Annotated in this window: 12 protein-coding genes and 1 pseudogene; 10 read left to right on the top strand and 3 right to left on the bottom strand. The window is 66.4% G+C overall.

Annotated elements, in window-relative coordinates:
- A pseudogene (locus ACTIF6_RS17460) lies at window positions 1-105 on the top strand (electron transfer flavoprotein subunit alpha/FixB family protein); the annotation flags it as partial.
- Between the two features lie 19 nt (window positions 106-124).
- Here ACTIF6_RS17460 and ACTIF6_RS17455 read toward each other — a convergent pair.
- The 3 genes from ACTIF6_RS17455 to xdhA all read right to left on the bottom strand — a co-directional run bounded on the left by ACTIF6_RS17455 (window position 125) and on the right by xdhA (window position 4,600).
- On the bottom strand, window positions 125-634 hold the full coding sequence (locus ACTIF6_RS17455) for a DUF1993 domain-containing protein (protein ID WP_439589197.1): 510 nt from the start codon (window positions 632-634) through the stop codon (window positions 125-127).
- A 94-nt stretch (window positions 635-728) separates the two neighbouring features.
- Window positions 729-3,110: a xanthine dehydrogenase molybdopterin binding subunit gene (gene xdhB, locus ACTIF6_RS17450; protein ID WP_439589196.1), complete on the bottom strand. Its 2,382-nt coding sequence runs from the start codon at window positions 3,108-3,110 to the stop codon at window positions 729-731.
- On the bottom strand, window positions 3,107-4,600 hold the full coding sequence (gene xdhA / locus ACTIF6_RS17445) for a xanthine dehydrogenase small subunit (protein WP_439589195.1): 1,494 nt from the start codon (window positions 4,598-4,600) through the stop codon (window positions 3,107-3,109). Before xdhA ends, xdhB begins: the two co-directional genes overlap by 4 nt.
- A 94-nt stretch (window positions 4,601-4,694) precedes the next feature.
- Between xdhA and ACTIF6_RS17440 the strand changes: the two genes are divergently transcribed.
- The 9 genes from ACTIF6_RS17440 (at window position 4,695) to ACTIF6_RS17400 (ending at window position 14,355) form a co-directional block, all read left to right on the top strand.
- Window positions 4,695-5,639, top strand: a complete 945-nt coding sequence (locus tag ACTIF6_RS17440) for a LysR family transcriptional regulator (protein WP_439589194.1) — start codon at window positions 4,695-4,697, stop codon at window positions 5,637-5,639.
- A 25-nt stretch (window positions 5,640-5,664) separates the two neighbouring features.
- On the top strand, window positions 5,665-7,215 hold the full coding sequence (locus ACTIF6_RS17435; RefSeq protein WP_439589193.1) for an ABC transporter ATP-binding protein: 1,551 nt from the start codon (window positions 5,665-5,667) through the stop codon (window positions 7,213-7,215).
- Window positions 7,202-8,257, top strand: coding sequence for an ABC transporter permease (locus ACTIF6_RS17430; RefSeq protein WP_439589192.1), 1,056 nt, complete (start codon window positions 7,202-7,204; stop codon window positions 8,255-8,257). Before ACTIF6_RS17435 ends, ACTIF6_RS17430 begins: the two co-directional genes overlap by 14 nt.
- Window positions 8,258-8,276: 19 nt before the next feature.
- Entirely contained in the window at window positions 8,277-9,197 is a 921-nt protein-coding gene (locus ACTIF6_RS17425; protein ID WP_439589191.1) for an ABC transporter permease, read from the top strand.
- Between the two features lie 86 nt (window positions 9,198-9,283).
- Entirely contained in the window at window positions 9,284-10,438 is a 1,155-nt protein-coding gene (locus ACTIF6_RS17420; protein WP_439589190.1) for a BMP family ABC transporter substrate-binding protein, read from the top strand.
- Between the two features lie 126 nt (window positions 10,439-10,564).
- On the top strand, window positions 10,565-11,572 hold the full coding sequence (locus tag ACTIF6_RS17415; protein WP_439589189.1) for a Rieske 2Fe-2S domain-containing protein: 1,008 nt from the start codon (window positions 10,565-10,567) through the stop codon (window positions 11,570-11,572).
- A 17-nt stretch (window positions 11,573-11,589) separates the two neighbouring features.
- Window positions 11,590-12,600 (top strand): adenosine deaminase, encoded by a 1,011-nt coding sequence (locus ACTIF6_RS17410; protein ID WP_439589188.1) that lies wholly within the window; start codon window positions 11,590-11,592, stop codon window positions 12,598-12,600.
- Between the two features lie 15 nt (window positions 12,601-12,615).
- Window positions 12,616-13,182, top strand: coding sequence for a 2'-5' RNA ligase family protein (locus tag ACTIF6_RS17405; protein WP_439589187.1), 567 nt, complete (start codon window positions 12,616-12,618; stop codon window positions 13,180-13,182).
- Window positions 13,183-13,254: 72 nt separating this feature from the next.
- Window positions 13,255-14,355 (top strand): BMP family ABC transporter substrate-binding protein, encoded by a 1,101-nt coding sequence (locus tag ACTIF6_RS17400; RefSeq protein ID WP_439589186.1) that lies wholly within the window; start codon window positions 13,255-13,257, stop codon window positions 14,353-14,355.
- Window positions 14,356-14,383 lie beyond the last annotated feature (28 nt).

The following is a 14,383-nucleotide window of genomic DNA, read 5'->3' as shown; positions in this document are numbered from 1 at the left end:
ATCAACAAGGATCCCGAAGCGCCGATCTTCTCGGTGGCCGACTACGGCCTGGAGGCCGATCTCTTCCAGGCCGTGCCAGGGCTTGTGCGGGAGATCAACGCATGAATCCAGGGTTGCCTAAGTCTTAATAAGCACCCATGTAGTCGCGTTTACCGATCTCAACGCCGTTGTGGCGCAAGATGGCATAGGCGGTGGTCACGTGGAAGAAAAACTGTGGCAGGCCGTAGTGCAGCAGGTAGGCGCTGGCCATCAGCTTCTTTTCCTTCGGCGTGCCGGGGCGCAGCACGATCTCGCGGCTCTCACTTGAATCAAACTGATCCGGCTTGAAGGAGCCGACATGGGCCAAAGTCTTGGTGATCAATGCCTGCAGGTCCGAGAAGCTGGCCTCGGTGTCGGGCCAGGACGGCACCTCGGCACCCGCCAGGCGAGAGGAAATGCCCTTGGAGAAGTCTGCGGCGATCTGTACCTGACGGATCAGCGGGAGCATGTCGGGAAACAGCCGCGCCTGGAGCAGCGCATTGGGATCGATGTTCTTTTGCGTGGCGTGGTCTTCGGCTTTCTTGAGCACATCCGACAAGGCCTTCAGCATCTGCTGCAGGACGGGAACGGAGGCGTTGTACAGGGGGCTGGTCATGATGGATGAATTCACTTTTTGATGTGGCACGATCGCCTGGGCTGGCAGGGCAGAGGCCTTGCCGACCTTGTGAGGCTACCAGCATGTGTCCAACCTACGCTCCCACCGCCTTCAAAACTTCCTCCGCCGTCCCCGGCGCATTCATGGCCTCTGCATTTCCGCCCGCCTGCGCCACCGCATCCCGCAGCGCTTCAAACACGCTGATGGCCAGCATGAACGGCGGTTCGCCCACGGCCTTGCTGCCATGCACGTTGTCTTCGCGGTTGGCTTCGGGCCAGAGGTCGGTCTTGAAGTGTTCGGGCACGTCGCCGGTGGCGGGGATCTTGTAGGTGCTGGGGGCGTGGGTCTGCAGGTAGCCCTTGTCGTTCCACACCAGTTGCTCGGTGGTGAGCCAGCCCATGCCCTGCACGAAGCCGCCTTCGATCTGGCCGATGTCGATGGCGGGGTTGATGCTGCGGCCCACGTCGTGAAGGATGTCGACCTTGAGCACGCGGCTTTCGCCGGTGAGGGTGTCGATGGCGACTTCGGTCACAGCCGCGCCGTAGGCGAAGTAGTAGAAGGGCCGGCCGGTGAGCGTGGTCTTGTCGTAGTGGATCTTGGGCGTGCGGTAGAAGCCGTCGCTCCAGAGCTGGATGCGGTTGGTGTACGCGGCGCTCACCACGTCTTCGAACTTGCGCGTGGTGGTGGGCGTGATGACCTGGCCATTCTCGAAGCGCACCGCGCCCGCGCCGCAGCCATCGAGGCCAGAGACGAAGGCCGCCAGGTTGTCGCGCACGTGGCGGGCAGCGAACTGGGCGGCGCGGCCGTTCAGGTCGGTGCCGCTGCTGGCGGCGGTGGCGCTGGCGTTGGGCACCTTGCTGGTGTCTGAAGCGGTGGAGAGCACTTTTTCAAACGGCACGCCCAGCTCGTCGGCCACGATGGCGGCCACCTTGGTGTTCAGGCCCTGGCCCATTTCGGTGCCGCCGTGATTCACCTGCACGCTGCCGTCGGTGTACACGTGCACCAGCGCGCCGGCCTGGTTGAACAGCGTGGCGGTAAAGCTGATGCCGAACTTCACCGGCGTGAGCGCAATGCCTTTCTTGAGGACAGGGCTCTGCGCATTCCACTCAGCGATCTGCTCGCGGCGCTGGCGGTATTGGCTGGTCTGCGCCAGCGTGGTCATGAGCGGTTCGAGGATGTTGTCCTCCACCTTCATCTGGTAGTGCGTGACGTTGCGTGTGTCGATGCCATACAGGTTGCGCATCCGCACGTCCAGTGGATCCAGGTCCAGCGTGCGGGCGATGTCGCTCAGGATGCGTTCGATGACGATGACGCCCTGCGGGCCGCCGAAGCCGCGGAAAGCGGTGTGGCTCTGGATGTTGGTCTTGCAGCGGTAGCTGGAGATGACCACGTCTTCCAGGAAGTAGGCGTTGTCGGCGTGGAAGATGGCGCGGTCGGCCACGGGGCCGGAGAGGTCCGCGCTGAACCCGCAGTTGGCGAGCATTTCCAGTTCGAGCCCGCAGAGCAGGCCGGTGGCGTCAAAGCCGGCGCGGTAGTGGTAGGCGAAGGGATGGCGCTTGCCGGTGATCATGAAGTCGTCGTCGCGGTCCAGCCGCAGCTTCACCGGGCGCTTGAGCTTGTTCGCGGCGATGGCGGCCCACACCGCCAGGTGGCCGGCCTGCGTTTCCTTGCCTCCGAAGCCGCCGCCCATGCGCCGGCATTCCACCGTCACGGCGTGGTTGTCCAGCCCGAGTGCGTGCGAAACCCAGTGCTGCACCTCGCCAGGGTGCTGGGTGCTGGAGTACACCCACCACTGGTCCTGCTCCAGCGGCAGCACATAGGCCACCTGGCCTTCCAGGTAGAAGTGTTCCTGCCCGCCGATGTCGAAGCTGCCTTCAATCACGTGGGCTGCACGCGCCAGCGCGGCGGCGGCGTTGCCGCGTTTCACGTGCACCGGTGGCAGAACATAGCTTTGCAGCGCGTGCGCCTCGTGCACGCTGATGACGGCGGGCAGGGGTTCGATGTCGAACTTCACCAGCCGGGCAGCGCGGCGTGCGGTCATCACGTCGTCGGCCACCACAAGCGCGGCGACCTGGCCGATGAACTGCACGGTGTCGGTGGCGAACACGGGTTCGTCGTGCGCGAAGGCGGCGAGCATGGGGTCGCCGGGGATGTCGGCGGCGGTGAAGACGCCGCGCACACCGGGCACGGCCAGCGCGGCTGCGGTGTCCAGCCCGCGCAGCTTGCCGTGTGCCACGGGCGAGCACACCGGCGCGGCGTGCAGCGTGCCGCGCACCTCGGGAATGTCGTCAATATAGGTGGCGCCCCCGGCCACCTGGGCGCGCGCGCTTTCGTGGAAGCGCGAGACGCCGGCGGCAAGTTCGGCCGGGCGCTTTTTGGGGGTGGTGGGGATGGGCGTCTCGGGCGCGATTTCGGCGTCGGCCCGGGACGAGATCACCACCGGCGTATCGGCCGTGTTTTTGTCGCGTGCGTTCATGCCACAGCCTCCAGGTCGGATGCAGTCAGGCTTTCCAGGTTGATGCGCTGCAGGCCCTGGCTTTCCAGCCAGAAGCGCTGCAGCAGGTTGCCCAGCACCGTGTGGCGGTAGCCGGCGCTGGCGCGCATGTCGGAAATGGGCTGGAACTCGGCGCGCAGCGCGGCGGTGGCGGCCATCACCGTGTCGGCCGTCCAGGGCTGGCCGAGCAGCGCGGCTTCGGTCTGGCGGGCGCGCACGGGTGTGGCTGCCACGCCACCGGCACCGATGGACACGGCCTTCACGGTACCGTCTTCCACCGTCATGCGGATGGCGAGGCAGACGGCGGAGATGTCGTCGTCGAAGCGCTTGCTGATCTTGTAAACGGTGGCCGTTTCACCCTTCACCGGCCGGGGCACCTTGATCCAGCACAGCAGTTCGTCCGGCTTCATCACGTTCTGCCGGTAGCCGGTGTACAGGTCTTCCAGCCGGATCTCGCGGTGGGCGATCTGCTTGCGTTTCGCATCCCAGCGCATCAGCACCACGTTGGCGCCCAGGGCGATCAGCAGTGGCATGGAATCGCCGATGGGCGAGCCGTTGGCCACGTTGCCGCCCAGCGTGCCGGAATTGCGCACCGGCAGGCCCGCGAAGCGCTGGGCGAAGGCCTTGAGTTGTGGGCGCTCGCTCACCAGCGCGGCGTAGGCGTCGGTCAGCGTCACGGCGGCGCCAATCGCGATGTGGTGCGGATACGTTTCCACGCGCCTCAGCTCTTGCGCGGTGGTCACGTCCAGCACCTGGGCAAACCGCTTGTGCATCTTGGTGACCCACAGCCCCACGTCGGTGCAGCCGGCCACCACCTGGGCTTTCGGGTGCGCGGCGCGGGCCTGCAGCAGGGCGGGCAGGGTGGTGGGGCTCAGGTAGTGCTCGCCGGTGGCAGGCTGCAGCTTTTTCAGCGCCGCCACAGTGGCGGCTTCGTTCACGCCGCAGCCGGCGGGCAGGGGCAGCGAGCCCATCTGCCGAGCGGCATCCAGAATGGGGCGGTAGCCGGTGCAGCGGCAGAGGTTGCCTGACAGCTCCACCTGGGCCTGCGTGCGGTCGATGCCCTTGCCGCCCTTCGTGTTCTGGTACATCCCGAACAGGCTCATCACGAAACCCGGCGTGCAGAAGCCGCACTGGCTGCCGTGGCACTGCACCATGGCCTCTTGCACCGGATGCAGTTCACCGCCGGGCGCTGCCAGGTCTTCAGCGGTCCACACCGCCAGGCCCTGCACCGAGTGCGCCAGTCGGATGCAGCTGTTGATGGCCTTGTATTCCAGCTGGCCGCCCACCGCCTCGCCCAGCACCACGGTGCAGGCTCCGCAGTCGCCTTCGCCGCAGCCTTCCTTGGTGCCGGTGCAGTGCAGGTCCTCTCGAAGCACCTCCAGCAGCGTGCGGTCGGGTGCCACATGGTCCAGCGTCACGGCCTGGCCGCGCCGCAGGAAAGTCAGGGTTTGTGCGGATGTGTCGGTGCTCATGCATGCCAGCATAGCGCCGACCCTTTGGCACAACATATGCTCAGCCATATGTCCAGAATGCCCAAAACACCATCCAGCTGCATATGACATGGGTATGAAATACGCCACCATGTTCGACAAGATTGACCTGCACCTGATTCGTGTGCTGCACACCGTGCTCACCGAGCGCAGTGTCTCGCGTGCAGCGATCCGGCTGGGCATGTACCAGCCGGCGGTAAGTGCGTCGCTCAAGCGCCTGCGCGAACTGGCCGGGGACCCCCTTCTGGTGCGTTCGGGCTCGGGCATGGTGCCTACCGTGGCGGGGCTGCGCATGATCGAACCGGCCGCCGACATCCTGCGCAGCGCCGAGGTGCTGTTCTCCGACGCCCGCAGCTTCGACCCCGCGACCGCGCAACACAGCTTCAGCCTGGCCGCCAGCGACTACCTGGACCCGCTGTTCCTGCCGCAGCTGGTCACGCAGATCAAGAGCCTGGCGCCGCACTGCCCGATCGACATTCACCCCCTCTCGCGCGATTCCGACTACCGCAGCCACCTGGCCCAGGGCGACGTGGACGTGGTGATCGGCAACTGGGCGCAGCCGCCGGACGACCTGCACCTGGGCCGCCTGTTCGGCGACGAGGTGGTGTGCCTGGTGTCCAACCAGCACCCGGCGGCGCGGCGCGGCTGGGACGTGGAGGCCTGGCTGGGCGCCGAGCACATCGCGCCCACGCCCACCCACCCCGGCGCGCGCGGCTTCATCGACGACCACCTGGCCAGCCTCGGCCTGGTGCGCAACATCACCGCGCGCTGCCCGCATTTCGGGCTGATCCCGGCCATGGTGGCGGGCAGCCTGCTGGTGCTGACCAGCGGGCGCCAGTATTGCGAGCGCTTCACCAGCGTGCTGCCGGTGAAGGTGATGCCCAGCCCGGTGGCGTTCCCCCGGATGATGTATTACCAGCTCTGGCATGAGCGCACCCACGCATCGAACGCGGCGCGCTGGCTGCGCGAGCAGATCAAAGGCGTGGCCGCTTCGCTCAAGCGCCCGGACGCCGAGTCCTGACCCTACACACACAAGAAGGAGACCCATGACCACCCCACGACTTCAATTGAGCGGCATCACCAAGCGCTATCCCGGTGTAGTGGCCAACAGCGATGTCTCGCTCACCGTGCAGCCCGGCGAGGTGCATGCCGTGCTGGGCGAGAACGGTGCCGGAAAATCGACGCTGATGAAGATCATCTACGGCTCGGTCAAGCCCGACGAGGGCTCGGTGATGTTCAACGGCAAACCGGCGCACATCCGCAACCCGCAGGAGGCGCGCGCGCTGGGCATCAGCATGGTGTTCCAGCACTTCAGCCTGTTCGACACGCTCACCGTGGCCGAGAACGTCTGGCTGGGGCTGGACAAGTCGCTCACGCTGCCCGCGGTGGCCGCCAGCATCACCGCGAAGGCGACCGAGTACGGGCTCGACATCGACCCCGATCGACCGGTGCACACGCTCTCCGTGGGCGAAATGCAGCGGGTGGAGATCATCCGCGCGCTGCTGACGAACCCGCAGCTGCTGATCCTGGATGAGCCCACCTCGGTGCTCACGCCGCAGGCGGTGGAAAAGCTCTTCGTGGTGCTGCGCAAGCTCGCATCGGAAGGCTGCAGCATCCTCTACATCAGCCACAAGCTGCACGAGATCCGCGAACTGTGCAACGCCTGCACGGTGCTGCGCGGCGGCAAGGTCACCGGGGTGTGCGACCCGCGCCAGGAAAGCAATGCATCGCTCTCGCGCCTGATGATCGGCGCGGAGCCGCCTGCGCTGGACGTGCGCGAGCTTCACGCGGGTGCGGTGGTGCTCGAGGTGAGCGGCCTCACGCTGGCGAGCGACGACCCGTTCGGCACCCAACTCAACGACATCGCGCTGACCGTGCGCGCGGGCGAGGTGGTGGGCATCGCCGGTGTGTCCGGCAACGGGCAGAGCGAGCTGCTCTACACGCTCTCGGGCGAAGACCGGCGCGCACCGGCCGGCAGCATCCGCGTGGGCGGGCACGACGCTTCGCGCTACGCACCCGGCAAGCGGCGCGCACTGGGCCTGCACTTCGTGCCCGAGGAACGCCTGGGGCGTGGCGCGGTGCCCACGCTCTCGCTGGCGCACAACCTGCTGCTTTCGCGCCGCGACGCGCTGGGCGCTGGCGGCTGGATCAAGGTGGACGCGCTGAAGAAACAGGCGGCAGACGTGATCGCCCGCTACAACGTGAAGGCCAACGGGCCGGACGCCGCGGCCAAGTCGCTCTCGGGCGGCAACCTGCAGAAGTTCATCGTGGGCCGCGAGATCGAAGCGAAACCCAAGCTGCTGATCGTGAGCCAGCCCACCTGGGGTGTGGACGTGGGCGCCTCGGCGCAGATTCGTGGCCAGATCCTCGCGCTGCGCGACGCCGGTTGCGCCGTGCTGGTGGTGAGCGAAGAGCTCGACGAGCTGTTCGAGATCAGCGACCGCCTGCACGTCATCGCCAAGGGCCGCCTCTCGCCCAGCATGGACCGCAAGGACGCGACCATTGAGCGCATCGGCGAATGGATGTCGGGCCTGTGGGACGCTTCATCGCACCAGAACAACAACGAAGAAAAGGAGACCGCCCATGTTGCGGCTTGAAGTCCGTCCCCAGCCCTCGGCGCGCTGGGGCTATGCATCGCCTTTGCTGGCGCTGCTGATCACGGTGGTGATCGGCGTCATCCTGTTCGCCGTGCTCGGCAAGGACCCGGTGCGGGGCCTGCAGGTGTTTTTCTGGGAGCCGATCAAGAGCACCTACGCGCTCTCGGAGCTGATGGTCAAGGCCACGCCGCTGCTCATCATCGCGCTCGGCCTGGCGGTGTGTTTTCGCTCCAACGTGTGGAACATCGGCGCCGAAGGCCAGTACATCATTGGTGCCATCTGCGCCGGTGGCGTGGCGCTGCTGGCCACCAAGGAAACCGGCGTGTGGATCATCCCCGCGGTGCTGGCCGCCGGTGTGCTGGGCGGCATGCTGTGGGCCGGCATCACCGCGTTGCTGCGCGACCGCTTCAACGCCAACGAGATCCTGGTGAGCCTGATGCTGGTGTATGTGGCCGTTCAGGTGCTGAACTTCCTGGTGTATGGACCGTGGAAGGACCCGCAGGGCTACAATTTTCCGCAGACCAAGACCTTCGAATCGGTGACGCAGATCCCGCGCCTGATGACGGGCTCGCGGGTGAACATCGGCCTGCTGCTGGCGTTGGCCGGCGTGGCGGCCGTGTGGGTGTTCCTGTTCCGCACCTACTCGGGCTACGCGCAACTGGTGGGCGGCCTGGCGCCGGCCGCAGCGCGCTACGCGGGCTTCTCGTCGCGCAAGGCGCTGTGGATCGCGCTGCTCACCTCGGGCGGCGCGGCCGGCCTGGCGGGCGCGCTGGAAGTGGCCGGGCCCATCGGCCAGCTCACGCCGTATGTGCCGGCGGGCTACGGCTTCGCGGCCATCATCGTCGCCTTCGTGGGGCGGCTGCACCCGGTGGGCATCGTGTTCTCGGCCATTCTCATGAGCATGTTCTACATCGGCGGCGAGCTGGCGCAGTCGCGCCTGGGGCTGCCCAAGTCGATTACCGGGGTGTTCCAGGGGCTGCTGCTGTTTGCGCTGCTCGCTTGCGACACGCTCATCGCCTACCGCCTCGTGTGGAAAAAGTAATTCATCAGGACCACGCACCATGGAATCCATCGCACTGCTTTTCGCCGCCTCGCTCAACGCAGGCACCGTGCTGGCCATTGCCTCGCTGGGCCTCCTGATCAACGAGAAGGCCGGCATCGTCAACCTGGGTGCCGAGGGCATGATGCTCTGTGCCGCGCTGGCCGGTTTCGCCACCGTGGTGCACACCGGCAGCACCATGCTGGGTTTTTTGGCGGGCATGGGCGCCGGCGCTTTGCTGGCGGCCATCTTCGGCGGGCTGGTGATCTGGCTCAACACCAACCAGTACGCCACGGGCCTGGCGCTCAGCCTGTTCGGCGCGGGCTTCTCGGCCTTTGCCGGCAGCAGCTACGTGCAGGAAAAACTGCCCGAGCAGACCCGCTTCGCCATTCCGATCCTGAGCGACATCCCGCTCATCGGCCCGGCGCTGTTTCGCCACCATCCCATGGTGTATGTCTGCGTGGCGCTGGTGATCGGGCTGATCTGGTTCCTCTACCGCACGCGCTCCGGCCTGGTGCTGCGCAGCGTGGGCGAGAGCCCCGAGTCGGCCCATGCGCTGGGCTACCCGGTGCGCCGCATCCGCCTGATGGCGGTGATGGCGGGTGGCGCGCTCTGCGGGCTGGCGGGCGCCTACGTGTCCACCGTGTACACGCCGCTGTGGGTGGAGGGCATGATCGCCGGCAAGGGCTGGATTGCGCTGGCGCTCACCACGTTTGCCACCTGGCGGCCGGCACGAGTGCTGCTGGGTGCCTACCTGTTCGGCGGGGTGACCATGCTGCAGTTCCACCTGCAAGGGATCGGCGTGAATGTGCCCAGCCAGTTCCTGACGATGATGCCGTACGTGGCCACCATCGTCGTGCTGGTGCTGATCTCGCGCAACCCCACGTGGATTCGCATCAACATGCCCACCTCCATCGGAAAACCCTTCTACCCGGGTGCATAATTTACCGATAAGGTACGGTACTCAGACCTGTATTCAATCCCCCCTCATTTCGTTTTCCCACCACCCTGCTCACACCGAGGACATCCATGACAGACCTGAACAAACGCTCCCTGATCAAGGTTGCCGCGCTGACCGCGTTGACCAGTGCCGTGCTGATTGGCTGCGGCAAGAAGGAAGAGGCTGCGGCGCCAGCCGCTGCGCCCGCACCGGCACCAGCCGCCGCTGAAGCGCCGAAGCCCGAGCCGCTGAAGATCGCGTTTGCCTACGTCGGCCCGGTGGGCGATGGTGGCTGGACCTTTGCCCATGACAACGGCCGCAAGGCGCTGGAGAAGGAATTCGGCGACAAGATCACCACCAGCTACGTGGAGAACGTGCCCGAGAGCGCCGACGCCGAGCGCGTGCTGCGCGACATGGCCAGCCAGGGCAACAAGCTGGTGTTCGGCACCACCTTCGGCTACATGGAGCCCATGCTCAAGGTCGCGGCCGACTTCAAGGATGTGAAGTTCGAGCACGCCACTGGCTACAAGACCGCTGACAACATGCGCACCTACGACAGCCGCACCTACGAAGGCGCGTACATGGCCGGCATCATTGCCGGCAGCATGAGCAAGACCGGCACGCTGGGCGTGGTGGCCTCGATTCCAATTCCGGAAGTGATCCGCAACATCAACAGCTTCACCCTGGGCGCGCAATCCGTGAACCCCAAGGTCAAGACCAAGGTGGTGTGGGTGAATGGCTGGTTCGATCCGCCGAAGGAAACCGAAGCCGCCACCTCGCTGATCAACGGTGGTGCCGACGTCCTGTTCCAGAACACCGACTCGTCGGCCGTGCTGCAGACCGCCGAGAAGATGGGCAAGCGCGCCTTCGGCTGGGACTCGGACATGACCGCCTACGGCCCCAAGGCCCACCTGGGCTCTGCCGTGATCAACTGGGCGCCGTACTACATCAAGGCCACCAAGGACGCGCTGGAAGGCACCTGGTCCACCGGCGGCGTGTGGTGGGGCGTGAAGGAAGGCGCGATCGACATGGTCTCCGTGGCCGAAGACGTGCCTGCCGAAGCCAAGGCCAAGGTGGACGAAGTGCGTGCGGGCCTGAAGGCCGGCACCTACAACATCTGGAAGGGCCCGATCGTGGGTCAGGACGGCAAGGAAGTGCTGGCCAAGGACGCGGTCGCCGACGACAAATTCCTGGGTGGCGTGAAGTTCTACGTCAAGGGCGTCGAAGGCAAGGTGCCGAACTAAGCCCACCCCCGCCGCGCTTTGCGCGACCCCCTCAAGGGGGCGGCATGTGCGGGCCGGCGGAGCCGGACCCGCCATGCCCTGGAAAAGAAAGCCGCCGCCAGGCGGCTTTCTTGTTGGAATGAGGTCATGATGATCGAACCGCAGCTCTGGCATCCCGTCATCGCCGCGCACGAACTGCGCGCCGATCCCTTGGCGTGCTCGCTGCTCGGTCAGCGGCTCGTGCTCTGGCGAGAGCATGTGCACGCGGGCAGCCGGGTGCACGCCTGGGCCGACCAATGCCCGCACCGGGGCGCCAGCCTTTCGCTCGGGCGCGTGCTCATCGGGTTGCATGGTGCCCGGCTGGAGTGTCCGTACCACGGCTGGCAATTCGAGGGTGGTGGGCGTTGCCGCCACGTGCCCGCCGCGCCGGATTTCAATCCGCCCGCTAGTCACGCGGCCACGGTGCACGAGGCGCGCGAGCGCTATGGCCTGGTGTGGGTGCGCTTGCAGGAACCAGAGCAGCCGACGCCCGATCTGCCGGCCTTCGAACCTGGCGACAGCGCCGCATGGCGACAGGTGCTCTGCGGTCCCTACGAACTCAGCACCAGCGCACCTCGCCTGGTGGAAAACTTCCTCGATCTCAGCCACTTCGGCTTCGTGCACGAAGGCTGGCTCGGCGAACGCAGCCACGCGCAGGTGGACATCGGCCAGGTGGAAGAGGGCGACCACGGCCTGCAGGTGAACGGCGCGCGCGCCTGGCAACCGCGCGCTTACGCCCATGCCGAAGGCGGCGCGTGGATTGCCTACCGCTACACCGTGCCACACCCCTATGCCGCCATCCTGCGCAAGGACGCGGCGGTTGGCGACCCGGTGAGCAACGCCATTGCGCTCTTCGTGCGACCCGATGGGCAAGAAAGCTGCACGGCCTGGTTCGCCATGGCCACGCAGGGCGATCCCGCCAGCGACGAAGCCCTGCGCGAGTTTCAGGACGCCGTGTTCGCGCAGGACCGGCCTGTGGTGGAATCCCAGTTGCCGCGCGCCTTGCCGATCGGCCGGCTGGGCGCGGTCACCGAGGTCCATGGCCCGGCCGACCGCGTGTCCAGCGCGTACCGCCGCTACCTGAAACGCCTGGGCATCGAACTGGGCACCTGCTGAATCGAAGAAAGAGCACCATGACCACCGCCGCCGAACTGGCCGCCGCCATTCCCAAGGCCGAGCTGCACATCCATATCGAAGGCTCGCTCGAGCCCGAACTCATCTTCGCGCTGGCCGAGCGCAACGGTCTCGCATTGCCCTACGCCAGCGTCGAAGACCTGCGTGCGGCCTACGCCTTTACCGACCTGCAGAGTTTTCTGGACATCTACTACGCCGGCGCCAGTGTGCTGCTGCACGAGGCCGACTTTCACGACATGGCCTGGGCCTACTTCCTGCGCGCCAAGGCCGACAACGTGGTGCACAGCGAGATCTTCTTCGATCCGCAGACCCACACCGCGCGCGGCGTTCCCATGGCCACTGTGATCCAGGGACTGGCCAGCGCGTGCGAGCGAGCGCGTGGCGAGCTCGGCATGAGCGCCGAACTCATCCTGTGTTTCCTGCGGCACCTCAGCGAAGAAGACGCGTTCGCCACCCTGGAGGCGGCCATGCCTTACCGCGCGCATTTCATTGGCGTGGGCCTGGATTCCAGCGAAGTCGGTCATCCGCCTTCCAAGTTCTCGCGCGTGTTCGCGCGCTGCCGCGAGCTCGACCTGCGCGTCGTGGCCCACGCGGGCGAGGAAGGCCCGCCCGAATACATCTGGGAAGCGCTGGACGACCTGAAGACCGAGCGCATCGACCACGGTGTGCGCAGCCTCGAAGACCCGAAGCTGGTGGCCGAACTGGCCCGCCGCCGCATGCCGCTGACGGTGTGCCCGCTCTCCAACCTCAAGCTCTGTGTGGTGGACGACCTGAGAGATCACCCGATGAAGCGCCTGCTCGATGCTGGCCTGTGCGCCACGGTCAACAGCGACGACCCGGCCTACTTCGGCGGTTACATGAACGCCAACTTCGTGCAGACGGTGCAGGCGCTGCAGCTCTCGCGCGAGGACGTGGTTGCGCTCGCGCGCAACAGCATGGAGGCCAGTTTCGTGAGCGAATTGCGGCGTGCGGAGATGACGGCCTTGCTCGATCAGGCCATCACGAGTTGAAAAGCCACCTTCATCATGAACGCGTCGCGCTTCCTGGTGATGGCCAAACCGCCATTGGCGGTGCGCGAGGAATGCGAGCGAGAGGCGCAAGACCTGAAGACCCTGCTGCAGGGAACCATGTTCGATCCGGCGAACTGGCACCAGTCGCTGACGGTTCCGTCCTTCGAGCGATCGGACGTTGAGCCCTTGAGACGCGCCTGCTCGCGCGTGCGCGCTTCTGTGTGCACGCTCGCGTTGAACCGCATCCGGGGCGACGGGCCGAGCAACTCCATTCACTGGGCCTTCCATGCGCTGGGAAAGCCCGCCTGCTTCAAAGCCCTTCTCGCAGACATGAAGGCCGCGCAGCTGGCCGAAGGCCTGAAGGTGCCTCATGGACACCAACCGCACCTCACCATCAGCTACAGCGCGCCGTTTGCGCTTCCCACGCGACGCATCCATCGCCCCATTCTCTGGACCATCGATGAGATCCTGCTGGTGGAAGGGCGTGCCGTCAAAGGCCGCTTCGTCTACGACGTGATGGATCGATGGCCACTGCAGCCACCCCAGCAGGGCGATCTCTTCGACGGGTCGCCACGCAGGTAAAATCCGTCCCCAGCGAGCCTGGTGCTTCCCCGGCTCGCTTTTTCATTCACGGAAGCCATGTAGAGGAACACCATGTACAAAAACCTCGTGGCCCGGTGCGCTCTGAGCGCGCTGGCGGTCGCCAGCTTTTTATCCCCGATTTCAACCGCCCATGCGCAGACGCCTGCACCCGTGCGGGCTGCCTTCGTCTATGTGGCGCCGCTCACCGACGCCGGCTGGGTGCGCCAGCACGAGCAAGGACGCCTGGCGGTGCAGGCCGCGCTGGGCAACCGCGTCGAGACGCGTTATGTGGAGAACGTGCCTGAAGGAGCCGACGCCGAGCGCGTGATCCGCGATCTGGCGCAGCAGGGTGCCCGCATCATCTTCACGCCCAGCTTCGGCTACATGGAACCCACGCTGAAGGTGGCGCGCGAGTTTCCGGATGTGAAGTTCGAGTCCATCACCGGCTACAAGACGGCGCCCAATGTGGCCACGGCCAATGCGCGCTACTACGAAGGCCGCTACCTGGCCGGCGTGGCGGCAGGCCGCATGGCCACGCAGGCGGGCTACGTGGCGGGCTTTCCCATTCCCGAGGTGATCCAGGGCATCAATGCGTTCACGCTCGGCATGCGCTCGGTGAACCCACGCGCCACCGTGAAGGTGGTGTGGCTGGGCGAATGGTTCAACCCGCCGCGTGAGCGCGACGCGGCCATGACGCTGATGAACCAGGGTGCCGAGGTGCTGGCCTTCCACACCGGCTCCACCGCTGTGATGACCGCCGCCCAGGAGCGCGGCAGGCTGGCCGTGGCCTACCACTCCGACATGCGCCGCATGGCGCCCGACGCGCAGGTGGTGGCGGTGACGCACCTCTGGGGTGACTACTACACGCGCCGCGTGCAGGCCGTGCTGGATGGCACCTGGCAGAGCGCCAGCGTATGGGGTGGCGTGAAGGAAGGAATGATCCGCGTGGAGGCCTTCGGCAGCAAGGTGCCTGCCGCCGTGCGCGACGAGGTGCAGGCACGCCAGGCCGACATGGCGGCGGGCCGGTTGCCGGTGTTTGCTGCTGCGCGCACAGCGCCGGTGCGCGACAACCAGGGCAGAACGGTGATTGAAGCCGGCCAGGCCCTGAGTGACGCACAGATCCTGGGCATGAACTGGCTGGTGGAAGGCGTGCAGGGCTCGGTGGACCGCTGACCCGCGGCTGCGGTATGGGCCCTATCGG

Source organism: Hydrogenophaga sp., from assembly GCF_051860785.1.
Taxonomy (GTDB): Bacteria; Pseudomonadota; Gammaproteobacteria; order Burkholderiales; family Burkholderiaceae_C; genus Hydrogenophaga.
Note: the sequence above shows the minus strand (reverse complement) of the source record. Positions and strands in the feature narration are given on the sequence as shown.